The organism is Janthinobacterium sp. HH106 (genome assembly GCF_001758725.1).
In the GTDB taxonomy this organism is placed as follows: Bacteria; Pseudomonadota; Gammaproteobacteria; order Burkholderiales; family Burkholderiaceae_D; genus Janthinobacterium.
Genome location: NZ_LRIC01000056.1, coordinates 169,368 through 184,727 on the forward strand (window position 1 = coordinate 169,368; position 15,360 = coordinate 184,727).

Annotated in this window: 13 protein-coding genes; 6 read left to right on the plus strand and 7 right to left on the minus strand. The window is 64.0% G+C overall.

From position 1 onward, the window contains the following. Positions 1–44 precede the first annotated feature (44 nt). The 5 genes from JAB8_RS21740 to JAB8_RS21760 all read right to left on the minus strand — a co-directional run bounded on the left by JAB8_RS21740 (position 45) and on the right by JAB8_RS21760 (position 5,488). On the minus strand, positions 45–869 hold the full coding sequence (locus JAB8_RS21740; protein ID WP_139143126.1) for a toxin-antitoxin system YwqK family antitoxin: 825 nt from the start codon (positions 867–869) through the stop codon (positions 45–47). Between the two features lie 9 nt (positions 870–878). Continuing rightward, the gene (locus JAB8_RS21745) at positions 879–2,009 is read right to left on the minus strand and encodes a toxin-antitoxin system YwqK family antitoxin (protein ID WP_070291367.1); all 1,131 of its coding nucleotides are present in this window, start codon (positions 2,007–2,009) and stop codon (positions 879–881) included. 144 nt (positions 2,010–2,153) lie between these two features. After that, positions 2,154–3,989 (minus strand): lipid A export permease/ATP-binding protein MsbA, encoded by a 1,836-nt coding sequence (gene msbA / locus JAB8_RS21750; protein ID WP_070291368.1) that lies wholly within the window; start codon positions 3,987–3,989, stop codon positions 2,154–2,156. A 107-nt stretch (positions 3,990–4,096) separates the two neighbouring features. Further along, complete coding sequence (locus JAB8_RS21755) at positions 4,097–4,480, minus strand: hypothetical protein (RefSeq protein WP_070224881.1); 384 nt, start codon at positions 4,478–4,480, stop codon at positions 4,097–4,099. 45 nt (positions 4,481–4,525) lie between these two features. Further along, entirely contained in the window at positions 4,526–5,488 is a 963-nt protein-coding gene (locus tag JAB8_RS21760) for a Dyp-type peroxidase (RefSeq protein ID WP_175445227.1), read from the minus strand. Positions 5,489–5,643: 155 nt separating this feature from the next. Between JAB8_RS21760 and JAB8_RS21765 the strand changes: the two genes are divergently transcribed. Beyond that, on the plus strand, positions 5,644–7,068 hold the full coding sequence (locus tag JAB8_RS21765; RefSeq protein WP_070291370.1) for a PLP-dependent aminotransferase family protein: 1,425 nt from the start codon (positions 5,644–5,646) through the stop codon (positions 7,066–7,068). Positions 7,069–7,073: 5 nt separating this feature from the next. On the opposite strand, the gene moaA is transcribed toward JAB8_RS21765, so the two are convergent. Both moaA and JAB8_RS21775 read right to left on the minus strand, forming a co-directional pair. Further along, a complete protein-coding gene (moaA, locus tag JAB8_RS21770) occupies positions 7,074–8,162 on the minus strand; it encodes a GTP 3',8-cyclase MoaA (protein ID WP_083287843.1) in 1,089 nt (362 codons plus the stop codon). 104 nt (positions 8,163–8,266) lie between these two features. After that, the gene (locus JAB8_RS21775; RefSeq protein ID WP_070291419.1) at positions 8,267–8,551 is read right to left on the minus strand and encodes a hypothetical protein; all 285 of its coding nucleotides are present in this window, start codon (positions 8,549–8,551) and stop codon (positions 8,267–8,269) included. A gap of 165 nt (positions 8,552–8,716) precedes the next feature. Between JAB8_RS21775 and JAB8_RS21780 the strand changes: the two genes are divergently transcribed. The 5 genes from JAB8_RS21780 (at position 8,717) to fdhD (ending at position 15,229) form a co-directional block, all read left to right on the plus strand. After that, positions 8,717–11,029: an FdhF/YdeP family oxidoreductase gene (locus JAB8_RS21780; protein ID WP_070291371.1), complete on the plus strand. Its 2,313-nt coding sequence runs from the start codon at positions 8,717–8,719 to the stop codon at positions 11,027–11,029. A gap of 13 nt (positions 11,030–11,042) precedes the next feature. Further along, a complete protein-coding gene (locus tag JAB8_RS21785; protein ID WP_070291372.1) occupies positions 11,043–12,422 on the plus strand; it encodes a cytochrome ubiquinol oxidase subunit I in 1,380 nt (459 codons plus the stop codon). Between the two features lie 30 nt (positions 12,423–12,452). Further along, entirely contained in the window at positions 12,453–13,433 is a 981-nt protein-coding gene (locus JAB8_RS21790; RefSeq protein WP_070291373.1) for a cytochrome d ubiquinol oxidase subunit II, read from the plus strand. Between the two features lie 13 nt (positions 13,434–13,446). Beyond that, positions 13,447–14,367, plus strand: coding sequence for a bestrophin family ion channel (locus JAB8_RS21795; protein ID WP_070291374.1), 921 nt, complete (start codon positions 13,447–13,449; stop codon positions 14,365–14,367). Between the two features lie 67 nt (positions 14,368–14,434). Then, complete coding sequence (gene fdhD / locus JAB8_RS21800; protein ID WP_139143133.1) at positions 14,435–15,229, plus strand: formate dehydrogenase accessory sulfurtransferase FdhD; 795 nt, start codon at positions 14,435–14,437, stop codon at positions 15,227–15,229. Positions 15,230–15,360: the final 131 nt, after the last annotated feature.

Consider the following 15,360-nt stretch of genomic DNA (forward strand, 5'->3'; position numbering starts at 1 on the left):
GCGGGCCGGAATCCCTGCATGATACCTGCAATGGCGGTCCGCTACTAACTGCTTGTTACTGGCTCTCCAGCCTGCCATGCCTGTTCCAGCACCAGCTTGCCGGCCTGGTCCCACTGGCGCTCGATGCCATGCTTCTTGCCGTGCTCATACGGCACGATCTGCCGCAGGCTGCCATCGCTGTACCAGCTTTGGACCAAGCCGTGGCGCTGGCCGTCGCGCATGGGCGTGACACTGGCGCGCACGCCGTTATCGTGCCACTCCATCAGGTCGCCCTGCTCGCGCCCTTGGGCATCCTGCTGCCAGGCAACGGTCGGCTGGCCATTGCTGCCCCACTTTTGCATGCTCAGCAGCTTGCCCTTGCGGTACAGCGCTCTCTGCGCCAGCTGGCCATTGTCATGGCTATCGAACGACCAGCCGTCGGGCTCGCCATGGCGCCACATCGTGCTGGCGACTACCTTGCCGTCGGGCGCCAAGGTGACGGCCTCGCCATCCTGCTGGTCATGGATGAAATGGCTGCGCTGGAACAGCTTGCCGTCGGCGTAAAACACTTGCTGCAGCCCATGCATCCTGCCGCCTTTCAGGAAGGCGCGGCTGCTTACCTTGCCATTCGGGCCATACGACACATACTCGCCATCGGCCATTTGCTGGCCGTGGTAGCGGATGCGGTTCATCAGCTGGCCATTCTCATGGTAAGACTCGACAATACGGTCGCGCCCGTTCGGCAGCACGGTCACCTTTTGCTTGAGCTGGCCGTTGTCATAGAACGACGTGCCGCGAGCCGGCGCCTGCGCCTGCGCCTGCGCCGCCAGCGGCAGCACCGTCATGAGCGCTGCCAGCAGCGCCAGGCGCATTTTCTGTGCATACCGCATGCCGCCCCCCTACTGCGCGGCCACCGGCTGGCCATCGTGCCACGCCTGCTCCAGCACCAGCTTGCCCGTCTTGTCCCACTGGCGCTCGATGCCGTGCTTCTTGCCATGTTCATACGGCACGATCTGCCGCAGGCTGCCATCGCTGTACCAGGTCTGCAGCAAGCCGTGGCGCTGGCCTTCGACAAACGGGGTCACGCTGGCGCGCACGCCGTTGGCATGCCAGTCGGTCGTGTCGCCATGGTCGCGCCCCTGCGCGTCTTTCTGCCACGCAAACACGGGCCGGCCATTCGGGGCCCACGTTTGCAAGCTGAGCACGGCACCCTTCTGGTACAGCGTCTTGTTCGACACGACGCCATTGCCATGGCTTTCAAACGACCAGCCGTCGGGCTGGCCGTGCACCCAGACGGTCCGGGCCAGCACCTTGCCGTCCTCGGCAAGCATGACAAACTCGCCCTCGCGCTGGCCATCGACGTGCCGTCCCCTTCGGAACAGTTTGCCATCCGGATAAAACGATTCCTCCACGCCATCCATCTGGCCATTGCGGCGATACGAGCGGTTGCTGACGGCGCCATTCGCGCCATACGACACGTGCTCGCCATCGGCCATCTCGTCGCCGTGGTACAGCGTGCGGCTCATCAATTGGCCGTTCTTGTGATACGTTTCCGAGATGCTGTCGCGCCCGTTCGGCAGCGGCGTGACCTTCTGCTGGATCTGGCCATTCTCGAAGTACACGCAGCCGCCCGGCAGCTCCTCGCCCTGGGCATTGAAGTAGGTTTCGCGCAGCAGCTGGCCATTCTCGTAGTAGGACTTGCGAAAACGCACGAACCTGATCTGGCTCAGGTCCAGGTCCGTGGCATAGGTTTCAAAGGCCAGCACGCCCGGCGTGTCGGGAAATTCGAGCCGCACATGCCAGGCGCCCAGCGACTCGTCGCGCACGGGCGGCGTGCGCAGCGCATACGCGGCACGGCGCTGATTGCTGGGCATGAAATTTTCATCCAGATACATGGTGTGGTCCTTGCTCTCGTCCATTGCCTGCGCCGTCTGCCGTAGCGGCTCCGCTTCCTGTGCCGCCAGCGGCATGGCCGCGCTCATGCCCAGTGCGGCGGCCAGCAGCCAGCGCTTCGCCTGTTGATTCGTCATGTTGCTCCATTGTTCATGTTGCCTTACGGCCAGCATCATAAAGGCAAGCGCCGCGCGCCGTGGGCACGATTGCCGCGCCACCATAAAAAAAGGCCGGACCTGCTGGTCCGGCCCCGGCGTGGGCGCATGCGGCGGCGCCTGGCCTTAGCCCGCGCCATCCTTGACGGGCGACAACTGGCTCGCATGCAGCCGTGCATACGCGCCGCCCTGCTGCAGCAAGGCGGCATGGCTGCCCGACTCGACCAGGCGCCCGCCCTGCATGACGACGATGCGGTCGGCGCTTTCGATGGTGGATAAGCGGTGGGCGATGACGATGGTGGTGCGGTTGCGCATCAGCACTTCCAGCGCCGCCTGCACGGAGCGCTCCGACTCCGTGTCCAGCGCGCTGGTCGCTTCATCGAGCAGCAGGATCGGCGCATCCTTGTACAGCGCGCGCGCGATGGCCAGGCGCTGGCGTTGCCCGCCCGACAGGCGCGAACCGTTCTGGCCCGCCTGGGTCGCGTAGCCTTGCGGCAGCTGCATGATGAAGTCGTGCGCATACGCGGCGCGCGCCGACGCTTCGATGCGGGCCATGTCCGGGGCCGGGTCGCCATACGCGATATTCGCCGCCATCGTGTCGTTGAACAGGATCACATCCTGGCTGACGAGGGCGAACTGGCGCCGCAGGGCCAGCAAGGCGTAGTCGCGCACGTCGACGCCGTCGAGCAGGATCCGGCCGCCGCTGACGTCATAGAAGCGCGGCAGCAGGCCCAGCAAGGTCGTCTTGCCGCCGCCGGAGCCGCCCACCAGGGCCACCGTTTCGCCGGCGCGGATGTCGAGCGTGATATCGCTCAAGGCCGTGGGCGCATCGGGATCGTCGCTGTTGTAGCGGAAGTGCACGTTCTGCAGAGACAGATTGCCCTGCACGGCGGCCGGGGCGATGGTGCCCGGGTCCGGTTCCAGCGGCGTGTCGATCAAACCGAAGACGGACTCGGCCGCAGCCAGGCCCCGCTGCAGCGGCTCATTGATTTTCGTTAAATTCTTGATCGGCGACTGCATGGCCATCAGCGCGCCCATGAAGGCAACAAAAGCGCCCGGCGTGATGGCGCCGCTTTGCGCGCGCAGCATGGCGAAATAAATCACGGACGACAGGGTAATGCCGACGAGCATCATGATGAAGCCGGAATTCATGGCCGAGGTGGCCGCGTGCTTGACGGCCAGCTGGCGGTTGCGCTTGACGACGTTGCCGAAGCGCGCCTGTTCATAGTCCTGCCCGCCGAAGATTTTCACCACGCGCTGGCCGCCGATGCTTTCATCGAGCACGGACGTCAGCTCGCCCACGGCTTGCTGCGAACTCTTGCTCAGGTGGCGCATGCGCCGTCCCGCCAGGGTCACGACGATGGCGACGATGGGCATCGAGGCCATGCAGAACAGGGCCAGTTTCACGTCGATGCTGAACAATAAAATCAGGTAGCCGACGGTGGCGACGGAATCGCGCACCATCACGTTGAGCACGTTCAAGCCCGCCTGCGACACCTGGCTGGCGTCGAAGGCCACGCGCGACTGCGTCAGGCTGGTGGTGGTGGTGTCGAAAAAGCGGCTGGGCAGGCGCATGATGGTGGCGAACATCTTTTCGCGCAAATCGGCCTGCACCCGGCTCGATAGCCAAACGGAACCGTAATCGCCGGCAAAGCTCGACACCATGCGCAGCACGGCCAGGCCCAGGATGGTGGCGGGAATCACCCACAGATCCACCTGTCCCGCCTGTGCCGGCAAGAAACGGTCGACCCAGCCCTGCAGCATGCCCATCACGCCGGACACGGGCGCGACCTGCGTGCTGGCCGTCGTGCGCATGGCGTCGACGACGTTTTGCAACTGGCGGATTAACAACACATCGGTGGCGGACGCCACGCCCACGGCCAGCAAAGTGGCGGCAACGATGGCGCCATAGCGGCGAAACTGGCCGGCCAGGCGGAAGAACAGGAGGCGACTTTGCTGCATGCAGGTGAGAAAAGTAAGGGTAAAACGTGATTCTAACCGCTGCCAGACTCACCTATGAGAAAGTCGTCACCTTGCCGGCGCAGGACCGGCAAGGAAAACACGGACGATCAGCTCTTCGCCACTTTCCACGCGGCCGTGCCAGCCTTGCAGACTTTCAGCTTGAGGGTCTGTTCCTGGCCCTTGGCGTTCAAGCCCACCTGCACCTTGCGGCAGGTTTGCGCGTCCGTCTTTTCCGTGTCGCTGGCCGTGATGTCGGCGGCGATGCGCACGGAATTGCGCAAGCCTTCATTGCTCCATTGCACGGTTTCGCCATCCTTCTTGTCGTTGAGCACGTCGGTGACGGCTTTCACGAAGACGGGCTTGTCGTTCTTGTTCAGGTAAGCCATCGGCGTATCGGCCAGGAAACCCAGGCCGACGGCGGAAGCGGAAGCGCTGAAGACGGCGCTGCCCAGTATCAAGGTGGACAGCAGTGTGGCGGGACGAATACGCATGGAAAACTCCTAGTTAAGTAAAAATAGGGACCGCCGGGGCGGCCCTTAGCCGGGATCCGCCGGCGAAATACCCACGGCCAGCAAGGCGTCGATGCTGGGCACGAAATAGATCGCCGACGACAGCGCCGTGGAAAAATCCAGCAGCCTGTCCGTCTTGGTGACGCCATCATAGCCTACGCCGTACATTTGCCGCAGCATGCCCATGGTCACCGTGATGTCCTTGCAGAAACCGACAAACATGACGCCCGCCTCGGTCGCATTGGCGTAATTGGCATTGCGGCGCACGATATCGACCTCCTCGCCATCGCGGATAAACTGGTTGCGGCCCACGTGGGAATCGACGGGCAGCGGCGACAATTCATGGCTGCCGGCCTTGGTGCGGCCCCACACCTGCTCCGCCGCGTGCACGGGCAAGGCGCGCAGGCGCTCCACGTCCATGCGCCATTTCTGCAGCAGCACGGTGGAGCCGCCCGCGCCCGCCTCGCCGTCCGGGATGATGGCCACGCCGTTGGCGCGGAACGGATTCGGATTCGCGACGCCGTCGGCAAAGCCGTCGAAGGTCACGTTATTGTGATACGGAAAACACACCTGCTCGCTGGCCAGCTCGGCGTAAGGGCTCAGCAAGGTGAGCGTCGTGCGCATGCTGTCGTACAGGGTGGCCGCGTTCGATTGCGTGATCCAGACCCAGAAATCGTGCTGGGTAGCCGGCGCCGTCTTGCCATTGGCGCCCACGAGGTCTTGCGCGAACGATGCCATGTTGTCCGGCACGCAGTCGGGGCAAGCGGCGCGCCACAGCTCGGGCTTGAATCCCAGCACCACATTGGCCGTGCCGCCTGTTAACTGATGGTGGCGGTTCAGGGTGGGATCCAGGATGCCCGTGACCTCGGATTCCCACAGTTTGCCCAACACCCTGAACAGCTGCTCCGGTTCAACGCCGGCCTTCACATTGAACTGCAAATGTACTTCGTCGCGCGCGACGACAGACAGCATGCTTTGTGGAATTGCCATGACAGATGTTCCTCTTTTAGTTTTCTCTATGGATATTAAACCAGAAGTGCAGCCTGGGAGTTTCATTTAGGCAACATGCGATAATTGTAACTATAGGTCGTCATAAATTGGACGATAATGCAATGACGTAGAGCAAGATTCAAGAATGGATACCAATGAAATTGTATGAAAAGCTCGTCAGCGACATCGAGCAACTGGTGACCAAGGGCGTGCTCTTGCCCGGCGAACGCATACCCTCCGTGCGCCAGACCAGCCAGCAGCACAAGCTGAGCATCACCACGGTGCTGCGCGCCTACGTCAAGCTGGAAAGCATGGGCGTGATCGAAAGCCGGCCCCAGTCCGGCTACTTCGTGCGGCCCCGCGCCGACGGCGATGCACAGCCGGCCGACCTGTGCATGCAAGCCTCCCAGCCGAGCACCGTGCCTGCCGAAGTGCACGTCAGCCGCCTGGTGCTGTCGACCCTGCGCTCGATCGGCTTGCACGACGCCATCCCGCTGGGCTCGCCCTACCCCGACCCTTCGCTGTTTCCCTGGGAACGCATCAATCAGTATGCGGGCGCCGTGGCGCGCCGCAACCGCGAGTGGAACATGACGGACGACCTGCCGCCGGGCAACCCGCAGCTGATCCGCGAAATCGCCCGCCGCTACATGGAAAACGGCCTGGCCGTCGATCCCGACGAAATCATCGTCACCGTGGGCGCCACGGAAGCGATCAACCTGTGCCTGCAAGCCGTGGCCCGGCCGGGCGACACCATCGCCGTCGAGTCGCCCACCTTCTATGCCATGCTGATGGCCGTCGAACGGCTGGGCATGAAGGTGGTGGAAATCTCCACCGATCCGTACGACGGCATCAGCATCGAAGCGCTGGCCGACATCATGGCCCGGCAACCGATCGCCGCCGTCATGGTGATGCCGAACTTCCAGAATCCCCTGGGCTTCCAGATGTCCGACCAGCGCAAGCGCGCGCTGTATCAGCTGCTGGAACAGCACGACGTGCCCGCCATCGAAAACGGGGTCTACAACGAACTGTATTACGGCGACGCCCACCCGTCCTCGCTCAAGTCCTACGACCGCAAGGGCCTGGTGCTGCACTGTTCCTCGTTTTCCAAGAGCCTCAGCTCGGCCCAGCGTGTGGGCTGGGCGCTGGCCGGGCGCTACCGGGGCAAGGTGGAGGAACTCAAATTCCTCAACACCCTGGCCACGTCCTCGTTTCCGCAACTGGCCATCGCCGAATACCTGCAAAACGATGGCTACGAACAGCATCTGCGCCGCACCCGCAAGGCCTACGCCCAGCAGGCGCGCATCATGGCGGCCGCCGTGCTGCGCTTCTTTCCTGCTGGCACCAAAGTCTCGCAACCGCAGGGCGGCTACGTGCTGTGGGTGGAGTTGCCCGGCAACGTGGATTCGATGCAGCTGTACCGGCGCGCGCTGGAATGCCGGATCACGGTGGGCCCGGGGCGCATGTTTTCCGTCAGCCAAGCCTACAAGCATTGCATACGCCTCAACTACAGCTATCCGTGGAGCGTGGACGTGGAACAGGCGATCATCCTGCTCGGCAAACTGATCACCGAATTCTTGTAGACCATTCACCCGCCCACCAGCGACATGCGCACGGTGGGATACTGCTTGCGCTGGGCGCCGCCGGCCTGGGCCAGCGCGCCGCGCACTTCCGAGTAGCGGTCGCCACGGCGCTGCCAGTGCCGGCGCAGCACGGTTTCCAGCCCTTGCTCGGTATCCAGATGGGGTCGCAGGTCGAGGCCGTCCTGGGCGAACAGGCAGGTAAACAGCTTGCCATCGGACGACACGCGCACGCGGCTGCAGTCGCCGCAGAACGGCTGCGACACGCTGGAAATGAAACCCACTTCGCCGCCGCCATCGAGATAACTGTAGCGGCTGGCCGTCTCGTGCAGGATCGGCTTGCCTTCGCCCAGCGGCACGAGGGGAAATTCTGCCGCGATCAGCGCGCGCGCCGCGTCCGACGTGACGACGTGCGTGCGCGACCAGGCGCCGATGCCGCCCACGTCCATGAATTCGATCAGGCGCAGGATCACGCCCGTGTGGCGGAAATGGCGCGCCAGCGGCACGATCTGGCTGTCGTTGACGCCTTTCTGCACGACCATGTTGACCTTCACGGGATGCAAGCCGACGGCCTGCGCTACCTCAATCCCGTGCAGCACTTTTTCGACGGGAAAGTCGACGCCGTTCATGCGCTGGAAAATGCCATTATCCAGACTGTCGAGGCTGACGGTGACCCGGCCCAGGCCCGCCTCCTTCAGCGAACGCGCCTTGGCCGCCAGCAAGCTGCCATTCGTCGTCAGCGCGATGCTCACGGCGCGCCCATCCGGCGTGGTGAGCCGCGCCAGGCGCTCGATCAGCTGTTCCAGATTCTTGCGCAGCAGCGGCTCGCCGCCCGTGATGCGGATTTTATCGACGCCCAGGCGAACGAAGGCGCGCGCCATCGTCTCGATCTGGTCGAAAGACAGGCGCTCGCTCGATGGCAGAAACGGGTAATCGCTGGGGTACAGCTCGGCCGGCATGCAATACGTGCAGCGGAAGTTGCACTGGTCGATGACGGAAATGCGCAAGTCCGTCAGGGGGCGGCCCAGCATGTCCACGCAGGGTGCGATATGGTCTGGCTGCCGGAGCGCCGGCTGCGGATACAGGATGGTATTCATTGTGCTTCCCCCTTGATGTACATTCGTCAGGGTCCAGCATAAGCCCGAAGGCAGGTCGCAAGGAGGTACAGTCCGGCGCCAGCCGATAGAGTACAGATGCGGCTTTACTCTGCCGGCGGCGGCGCGAACATGCTGGCGCACAGCTCGGCGCCCGCCGCGCTCAAGGATGCACTGCCGCCGCCGCTCTCCGCCGTCGTCACGCTCACCAGTTGCGCGCTGGACAGCGCATTGAGCTGGCGCAGCAAGGTGCTCATCTGTACCCCTGCCCGCTTGGCCAGCTTGGCCAGCGACCACGGTTTCTCGGGCGCCTCCTGTCGCGCCTCCCACAGCAGCGCCAGCAGCGCTATCAGCGCCGCGTCGATGCCGTCTTCCTTGTCTTCCTTATGCATGTTTTTCTCCTTGTCCACATCATAAATCAGCGCCGGCGCCGGCGCGACCGGCATCGTCATCTTGCCATCTGTACTCTGTTTTTTTGTCCGAAACTGTGCGCCTACGGGACAGTCCGCCGCCCCTACCATGTGATTGTCCCATCGCATATCATCAGGAGAGTCATCATGAGCAAGCCAAAGTCCGACGCGCGCATCGCGCCCTACACCCATGCCGCGGCCGGCTGGGGAGCACTCAAGTACGTGGCCATCAACCTGTTCAAGGAGAAAGTCAGCGCGGGCAATTACCGTTCGCTGTTCGAGCAAAACCAGCCGGACGGCTTCGACTGTCCCGGCTGCGCCTGGCCCGACCGCGAACACGCATCGACGTTCGAATTCTGCGAAAACGGCGTCAAGGCCGTGGCGGCCGAATCGACGAGCAAGCGCGTGCGTCCCGAGTTTTTCCAGGAGCACACGGTCACGGAACTGATGGAGCAGTCGGACTATGATCTGGAACAACATGGCCGCTTGACGGACCCCATGGTCTACGACGCGGCCAGCGACAAATACCAGGCGATAGCCTGGGACGATGCGTTCGCCCTCGTGGCGCACCATTTGCACGCGCTGGACGACCCGAACCAGGCCGCCTTCTACACGTCGGGCCGCGCCAGCAACGAGGCGGCGTTTCTCTATCAACTGTTCGTGCGCGCCTATGGCACCAACAACTTCCCCGACTGTTCCAACCTGTGCCACGAAGCGACGAGCCGCGGCTTGCCGGAAACGGTGGGTATCGGCAAGGGCACGGTGCTGCTGGACGACTTCGAGCATGCGGATACCCTGCTGCTGTTCGGCCAGAACCCCGCCACCAACCACCCGCGCATGCTCGGCGAATTGCGCGAAGCGTCGCGCCGCGGCGCCACCATCGTCTCCATCAACCCGCTGCACGAACGGGGCCTGGAACGTTTCACCAGCCCGCAGCATCCGCTGGAAATGCTGACGGGCGGCAGCACGAATATCTGCTCGCTGTTCATCTGCCCCACCCTGGGCGGCGACTTCGCGCTGATCAAGGCCATGGCCAAGCGCGTCGTCGAGCTCGATGATGACGCCGTCGCCCACGGCCAGGAGCGCGTGCTCGACTGCGCCTTCATCGCCGAACACACGAGCGGCTTCGACGCCTTCGCCACCGACCTGCGCGCGGAAAGCTGGGACTTGCTGATCGCCGAATCGGGCGTCGCACGCGACAAGATCGAGGAACTCACGCAGATCTATATCAAAGGCAAGGCCGTCATCGCGACCTGGGGCATGGGCGTGACGCAGCACAAGAATTCGCTGGCCACCGTGCAGATCCTGTCGAACTTGATGATGATGCGCGGCAATATCGGCAAGCGCGGCGCGGGCCTGTGCCCCGTGCGCGGCCACTCGAACGTGCAGGGCGACCGCACCATGGGCATCGAGGAACAGCCGACCAAGGAATTCCTCGACCGCCTGGGCCTGGTCTTCAACTTCGAGCCGCCGCGCCACCACGGCTACGACGCCGTCGGCACCATCAAAGCCATGCTGGAGAAAAAAGTGAAAGTGTTTGTCGCGCTCGGTGGCAATTTCTCGATGGCCACGCCGGACACGCCGCGCACCTGGGACGCGCTGCGTTCGTGCGACCTGACGGTGCACATCGCCACCAAGCTCAACCGCAGCCACCTCGTGCACGGCAAGGATGCGCTGATCTTGCCTACGCTGGGCCGCACGGAAATCGACGTGCAGGGCGGCGTGGCGCAAGGCGTGACGGTGGAAGACTCGATGAGCATGGTGCACATCTCGTTCGGCATGAACCAGCCCGCCTCGCCCAATCTGCGCTCGGAAATCGCCATCGTGGCCGGCATGGCGCAGGCGACCGTGGGCAGCGAGAAGATCGACTGGCTGCGCTTTTCCGGCAACTATGCGCTGCTGCGCGACTCCATCGAGCAAGTATTCGATGACTTTTTCGACTACAACTTGCGCATCGCCAAGCCGGGCGGTTTCCACCTGAAAATCGCCTCGCGCGAACGCGTGTGGAAGACGGCAAGCGGCAAGGCGCAATTCCTCGTCAACGCCGTGGAACGCGATACGCCGATCCACCGCGCTCGCCAGCAATACGGCGAGCGCCTGATGGTGCTGATGACGACGCGTTCGCACGACCAGTACAACACGACGATCTACGCCATGGACGACCGCTACCGCGGCGTGTTCGGCCAGCGCCGGGTCGTCTTCATCAACAAGGACGACCTGGCCATGCTGGGCTTTGCGGCCGGCGACTGGGTCGACCTGATCGGCGTGTGGCATGACGGCATCGAACGCCGCGCCGACCGCTTCCTGCTGGTCGAGTACGACATTCCGCGCGGCTGCATCGGCGCCTACTACCCGGAAACCAATCCGCTGGTGCCGCTGGGCAGCGTGGGCGAAGGCTCGCGCACGCCGACCTTCAAATCCATCCCCGTGCTGCTGGCGCCTTCGGCCGCCGCCAGCTGAACAGGAGAACGCCATGTTCGGTTTCGATACCCTGGACCTGTCGCGCGCACAATTTGCGATGACGGCCATCTTTCACATCCTGTGGCCCATCTTGACGATCAGCCTGTCGCTGTTCCTGTTCGTCGTCGAGGCGCTGTGGCTGCGCACCAGCGACCCCGTCTACTACCGCCACGCGCGCTTCTGGAGCAAGCTGCTGGTGCTCAACTTCGCCGTCGGCGTCGTCAGCGGGATTCCCCTGGAATTCCAGTTCGGCACCAACTGGGCGCCGTTCTCGCACCATTCGGGCCAGTTCATCGGCAACATCCTCGGCTTCGAGGGCGCCATGGCCTTCATGCTGGAAGCGGGTTTCATCGGCGTCATGATGTTCGGCTGGGGCCGCGTACCGAAGGGCGTGCACCTGTTTGCCACCGGCATGGTGGCGCTCGGTTCCAGCATTTCCTCGTTCTGGATCATGGTCGCCAATTCCTGGATGCAGACGCCGGCCGGCGTGCGCGTGGTCGACGGCAAGATCGTCGTCACCGATTACGTGGCCGCCATCTTCAATCCCGACATGGCCTGGGCCGTGGGCCACATGTGGGTGGCCGCCGTGGAAACGGGCTTGATCGTCATCGCCGGCATTTCCGCCTGGTATATGTTCAAGCGCCGCGAGCCGGCCTTCTTCGCCCGCTCGTTCAAGCTGGCGCTGATGCTGCTGCTGGTCATCGCACCGTTGCAAGTGTGGCTGGGCGACTCCAGCGGCGTCGATGTCTTCAAGACCCAGCCCGCCAAGGGCGCGGCCATCGAAGGCCACTGGCACACGAATCGCGATGGCGAGGGTGCCGCCTGGTCCCTGCTGGCCTGGCCCAACCAGACGGAACAAAAGAATGACTGGTCGCTGGAAGTACCCGGCATGCTCAGCGTGATCGCCACGCATAGCGCCACGGGCAAGATCACGGGCCTGGCCGACATCGCCCGCGCAGACCAGCCGCCCATGCTGCCGCTGCTGTACTACGCGTTCCGCGCCATGGCCGGCATCGGCATGTGGTTCGTGCTGCTGGCGTTCTGGACCTTCGTCGCCTGGCGCAAGGTGGGCGGCCGGGTGCAGGAATTCGTGCGCAACCGCAAGCTGCTGCTGGCCTGGGTGCTGACGATACCGCTGCCCTACATCGCCGTCGAGTGCGGCTGGATCGTGCGCGAGGTGGGACGCCAGCCATGGGTCGTGTACGGCCTGCTGCGCACGCGCGACGCCGTCTCCGATGTGGCGGCCCATGCCGTGGCCGGCAGCATGCTGATGTTCTTCGTGTTTTACATCGTGCTGTTCCTCACGTTCTTCGTGTTCGCCAAGAAATGGCTGCAACAAGGCCCGGATCTGGCGCTGCCCCTGCCGGACGCCGCACATGCCACGGGGTATTGAAATGCGCCCCCATCAATCAAGGAGTTTGTAATGGATATCAATTCGCATGCCATGCTGGGCAACGCCTGGTTCGGCCTGATCGGCCTGATGCTGGTGTTTTACGTGGTCACGGACGGCTTCGACCTGGGCGTGGGCATCCTCAGCCTGTTCACGCGCCGCGAGCAGGACCGCAACCTGATCTTCCAGTCGATCGAACACGCGTGGGACGCCAATGAAACCTGGCTGGTGGTGGTGGGCGGCGCCCTGTTCGGCGCCTTTCCCAGCGCCTACGCCACCCTGCTGGAAGGGCTGTACATTCCCATCATGCTGCTGATCGCCAGCCTGATCATGCGCGGCGCCTCAATCGAGTTCCGCCATGCGGCCGGCAACAAACGCCTGTGGGACCTGATCTTCGGCGTGGGCAGCCTCTTGGCCGCCGTGGCGCAGGGCGTGGTGCTGGGCGAGGTTATCACGGGCTTGCAGCCGGGTTGGCTGAGCGGCACCTTTACGGCGTGCACGGCGCTGGGCGTGGTGGCTGGTTATTGCCTGTTGGGCAGCACTTATCTGATCAAGAAGACGGGCGGCCAGCTGGAAGCGGCAGCGCGCCGCTACGCCACGGCCAGCGTGCTGGCGACGGTCGCGGCCGCCATCGTGCTGTCGGCCGGCACCATGGTCTTCAGCGCCATCGGCCACGACCGCTGGGCGCAGCCGGGCGTGTTCGGCGTGCTGCTGGCCCTGGCCGCCATCGCCGCCAGCGCCTTCATCTACATCCTGTGGGCCGTGCACGTGAACGGCGTGCGCGGGCCGTTCCGCGGCGCCATCGTGCTGTTCCTGGCGTCGTTCGCGGGCCTGGCCATCAGCTTCTTCCCCGACCTCGTGCCGGGCAAGCTGAGCATCGCGGCAGCCGCGTCCGATGAGCCGACGTTGATCTTCATGCTGATCGGCATGGGTTCCATGCTGCCGATCATGATCGGCTACAACCTGTTCCAGTACTACGTCTTCGAGGGCAAAGTCGTGCCCCGCAAGCATTGAGCGGCATCAGATCATGATCATTCGGCCTACCACCAACTGGTTCCGCATGCTGTTCGTCTGGAACGGCTCGGTGCTGCAAGCCATCATCCCGCAATTGCTGCTGATGCTGGTCGTCAGTTCGCTGGCCTTGCTGACGGACGGCCGCATCTTCGGCGTCAAGATTCCGCTCGATACGGCGCCGTTTCCCATGGTCGGCATCAGCCTGGCGATCTTCCTTGGCTTTCGCAACAACGCCAGCTATGCCCGCTTCGTCGAGGCGCGGCATATCTGGGGGCAATTGCTGATCGCCGCGCGGGCCCTCGCTTCGCAGGCGCTCACGTATTTGCCGCAGGAAACGAGCGGCCTGGACCGCGAGTTGCTGCTGCGCCGCCTGATCGCCTTCGTGTATGCGCTCAAGCATCAGCTTCGCCGGACGGACCCGCAGCAAGACCTGGCGCGCTACCTGCCGGCCGAGGACGTGCAGCGCTTGCAGGGCGTCAACTTCAAGCCCATCGCCATACTGCATGCGGTGCGCGCCATGCTGCACGACGCCGTGCAGCGCCAGCCGGGCCAGACGCAGCTGCTGTGGATGCTCGACACGCAGCTCAACGACCTGGCCGCCACGGTGGCCGGCTGCGAGCGCATCAAGAACACGCCGATTCCGTATCCGTACGGCGTGCTCGTGCATCGCACCGTCTACATGTACTGTTTTTTACTGCCGCTGGGCCTGGTGGACGCCATCGGCGTGGCCACGCCCCTCATTTCCGTCTTCGTCGCCTACACCCTGTTCGCGCTGGAAGCCATCGCGCAGCAGATCGCCGAACCGTTCGGCCTGGCCCCCAACTGCCTGGCCCTGAACGCCATGACGCGCGAAACGGAACGCTCGCTGCTGGAATTGAACGGCGACCCGCTGCCGCCCTCGATACGGCCCTGCCCGCGCTATCAGATCGATTAACTGGAGGACATACATCATGGAATGCGACATCACCACCATCGAACGCGACGGTTTCCTGGAAGTGCCCATGGTGCGCCACCAGGCCGGCGTGGCCACGGCGGGCCACGACATGGTGGCCGAGGAGTATCCCGTGGCCCTCGTCTACAACGGCATCGCCCACGCGGTGATGATGGCCACGCCACGCGACCTCGAGGAATTCGCCGTCGGCTTTACCTTGACGGAGGGCATCGTCGGCAGCGTGCGCGACATCTATGACCTCGACGTGTGCTGCGGCGCGGACAGCGCGGAAGTGCGGCTGACCATCGCGCAGCCGGATTTGATCAAGCTCAAGGCCCGCCGCCGCGCGTTGACGGGGCGCACGGGTTGCGGCGTGTGCGGCATCGAAAGCCTGGCCCTGCTGGACCTGGTGCCGGAAAAAATTACGCGGCCGCGGCCGCCGCTGGTCGCCAGCAGCGCCATCCTCGGCCGGGCCGCGCGCGAACTGCTGCCCTACCAGGAGTTGATGCACAAGACGGGCGGCGTGCATGCGGCCGCCTGGTGCACGGCCGAGGGCGCCATCGTGAAAGTGTTCGAGGACGTGGGCCGGCATAACGGCCTCGATAAACTGATCGGCTATCTGGCGCTGCACCGCATCGCCATGCACGACGGCTTCGTCTTCCTGTCGAGCCGCGCCAGCTATGAACTGGTGCGCAAGTCGGCGCGCATGCATATCGGGCTCGTCGCCACCATCTCGGCGCCCACCTCGCTGGCCATCCGCATCGCGCGCCAGGCCGGCATGCAGCTGGCCAGCTTTTGCCGCCGCGACGGCTTTGTCGATTACACGGCGGGCGAAGGGGAAAATAGCGGCCAGCATGCACCTTGAACAGCCGATGCTACATTTTTTTCCGCAAAGCAAGTGCACGCTTGACTTGCCGCCGCTGCGGGCATTCAATGGCAATGGTTACTAATTATTAACTTTATCTGCTGTCACGCTCCTGGCGCGGCAGCAATGAA

Coding starts and splice junctions, on each gene's coding strand:
- fdhD (WP_139143133.1), top strand. CDS start 14,435: ATGGTGCGCCACCAGGCCGGCGTGGCCACGGCGGGCCACGACATGGTG.
- JAB8_RS21755 (WP_070224881.1), bottom strand. CDS start 4,480: ATGCGTATTCGTCCCGCCACACTGCTGTCCACCTTGATACTGGGCAGC.
- JAB8_RS21740 (WP_139143126.1), bottom strand. CDS start 869: ATGCGGTATGCACAGAAAATGCGCCTGGCGCTGCTGGCAGCGCTCATG.
- JAB8_RS21795 (WP_070291374.1), top strand. CDS start 13,447: ATGATCATTCGGCCTACCACCAACTGGTTCCGCATGCTGTTCGTCTGG.
- JAB8_RS21745 (WP_070291367.1), bottom strand. CDS start 2,009: ATGACGAATCAACAGGCGAAGCGCTGGCTGCTGGCCGCCGCACTGGGC.
- JAB8_RS21775 (WP_070291419.1), bottom strand. CDS start 8,551: ATGCATAAGGAAGACAAGGAAGACGGCATCGACGCGGCGCTGATAGCG.
- JAB8_RS21760 (WP_175445227.1), bottom strand. CDS start 5,488: ATGGCAATTCCACAAAGCATGCTGTCTGTCGTCGCGCGCGACGAAGTA.
- JAB8_RS21765 (WP_070291370.1), top strand. CDS start 5,644: ATGAAATTGTATGAAAAGCTCGTCAGCGACATCGAGCAACTGGTGACC.
- JAB8_RS21790 (WP_070291373.1), top strand. CDS start 12,453: ATGGATATCAATTCGCATGCCATGCTGGGCAACGCCTGGTTCGGCCTG.
- JAB8_RS21780 (WP_070291371.1), top strand. CDS start 8,717: ATGAGCAAGCCAAAGTCCGACGCGCGCATCGCGCCCTACACCCATGCC.
- msbA (WP_070291368.1), bottom strand. CDS start 3,989: ATGCAGCAAAGTCGCCTCCTGTTCTTCCGCCTGGCCGGCCAGTTTCGC.
- JAB8_RS21785 (WP_070291372.1), top strand. CDS start 11,043: ATGTTCGGTTTCGATACCCTGGACCTGTCGCGCGCACAATTTGCGATG.
- moaA (WP_083287843.1), bottom strand. CDS start 8,162: ATGAATACCATCCTGTATCCGCAGCCGGCGCTCCGGCAGCCAGACCAT.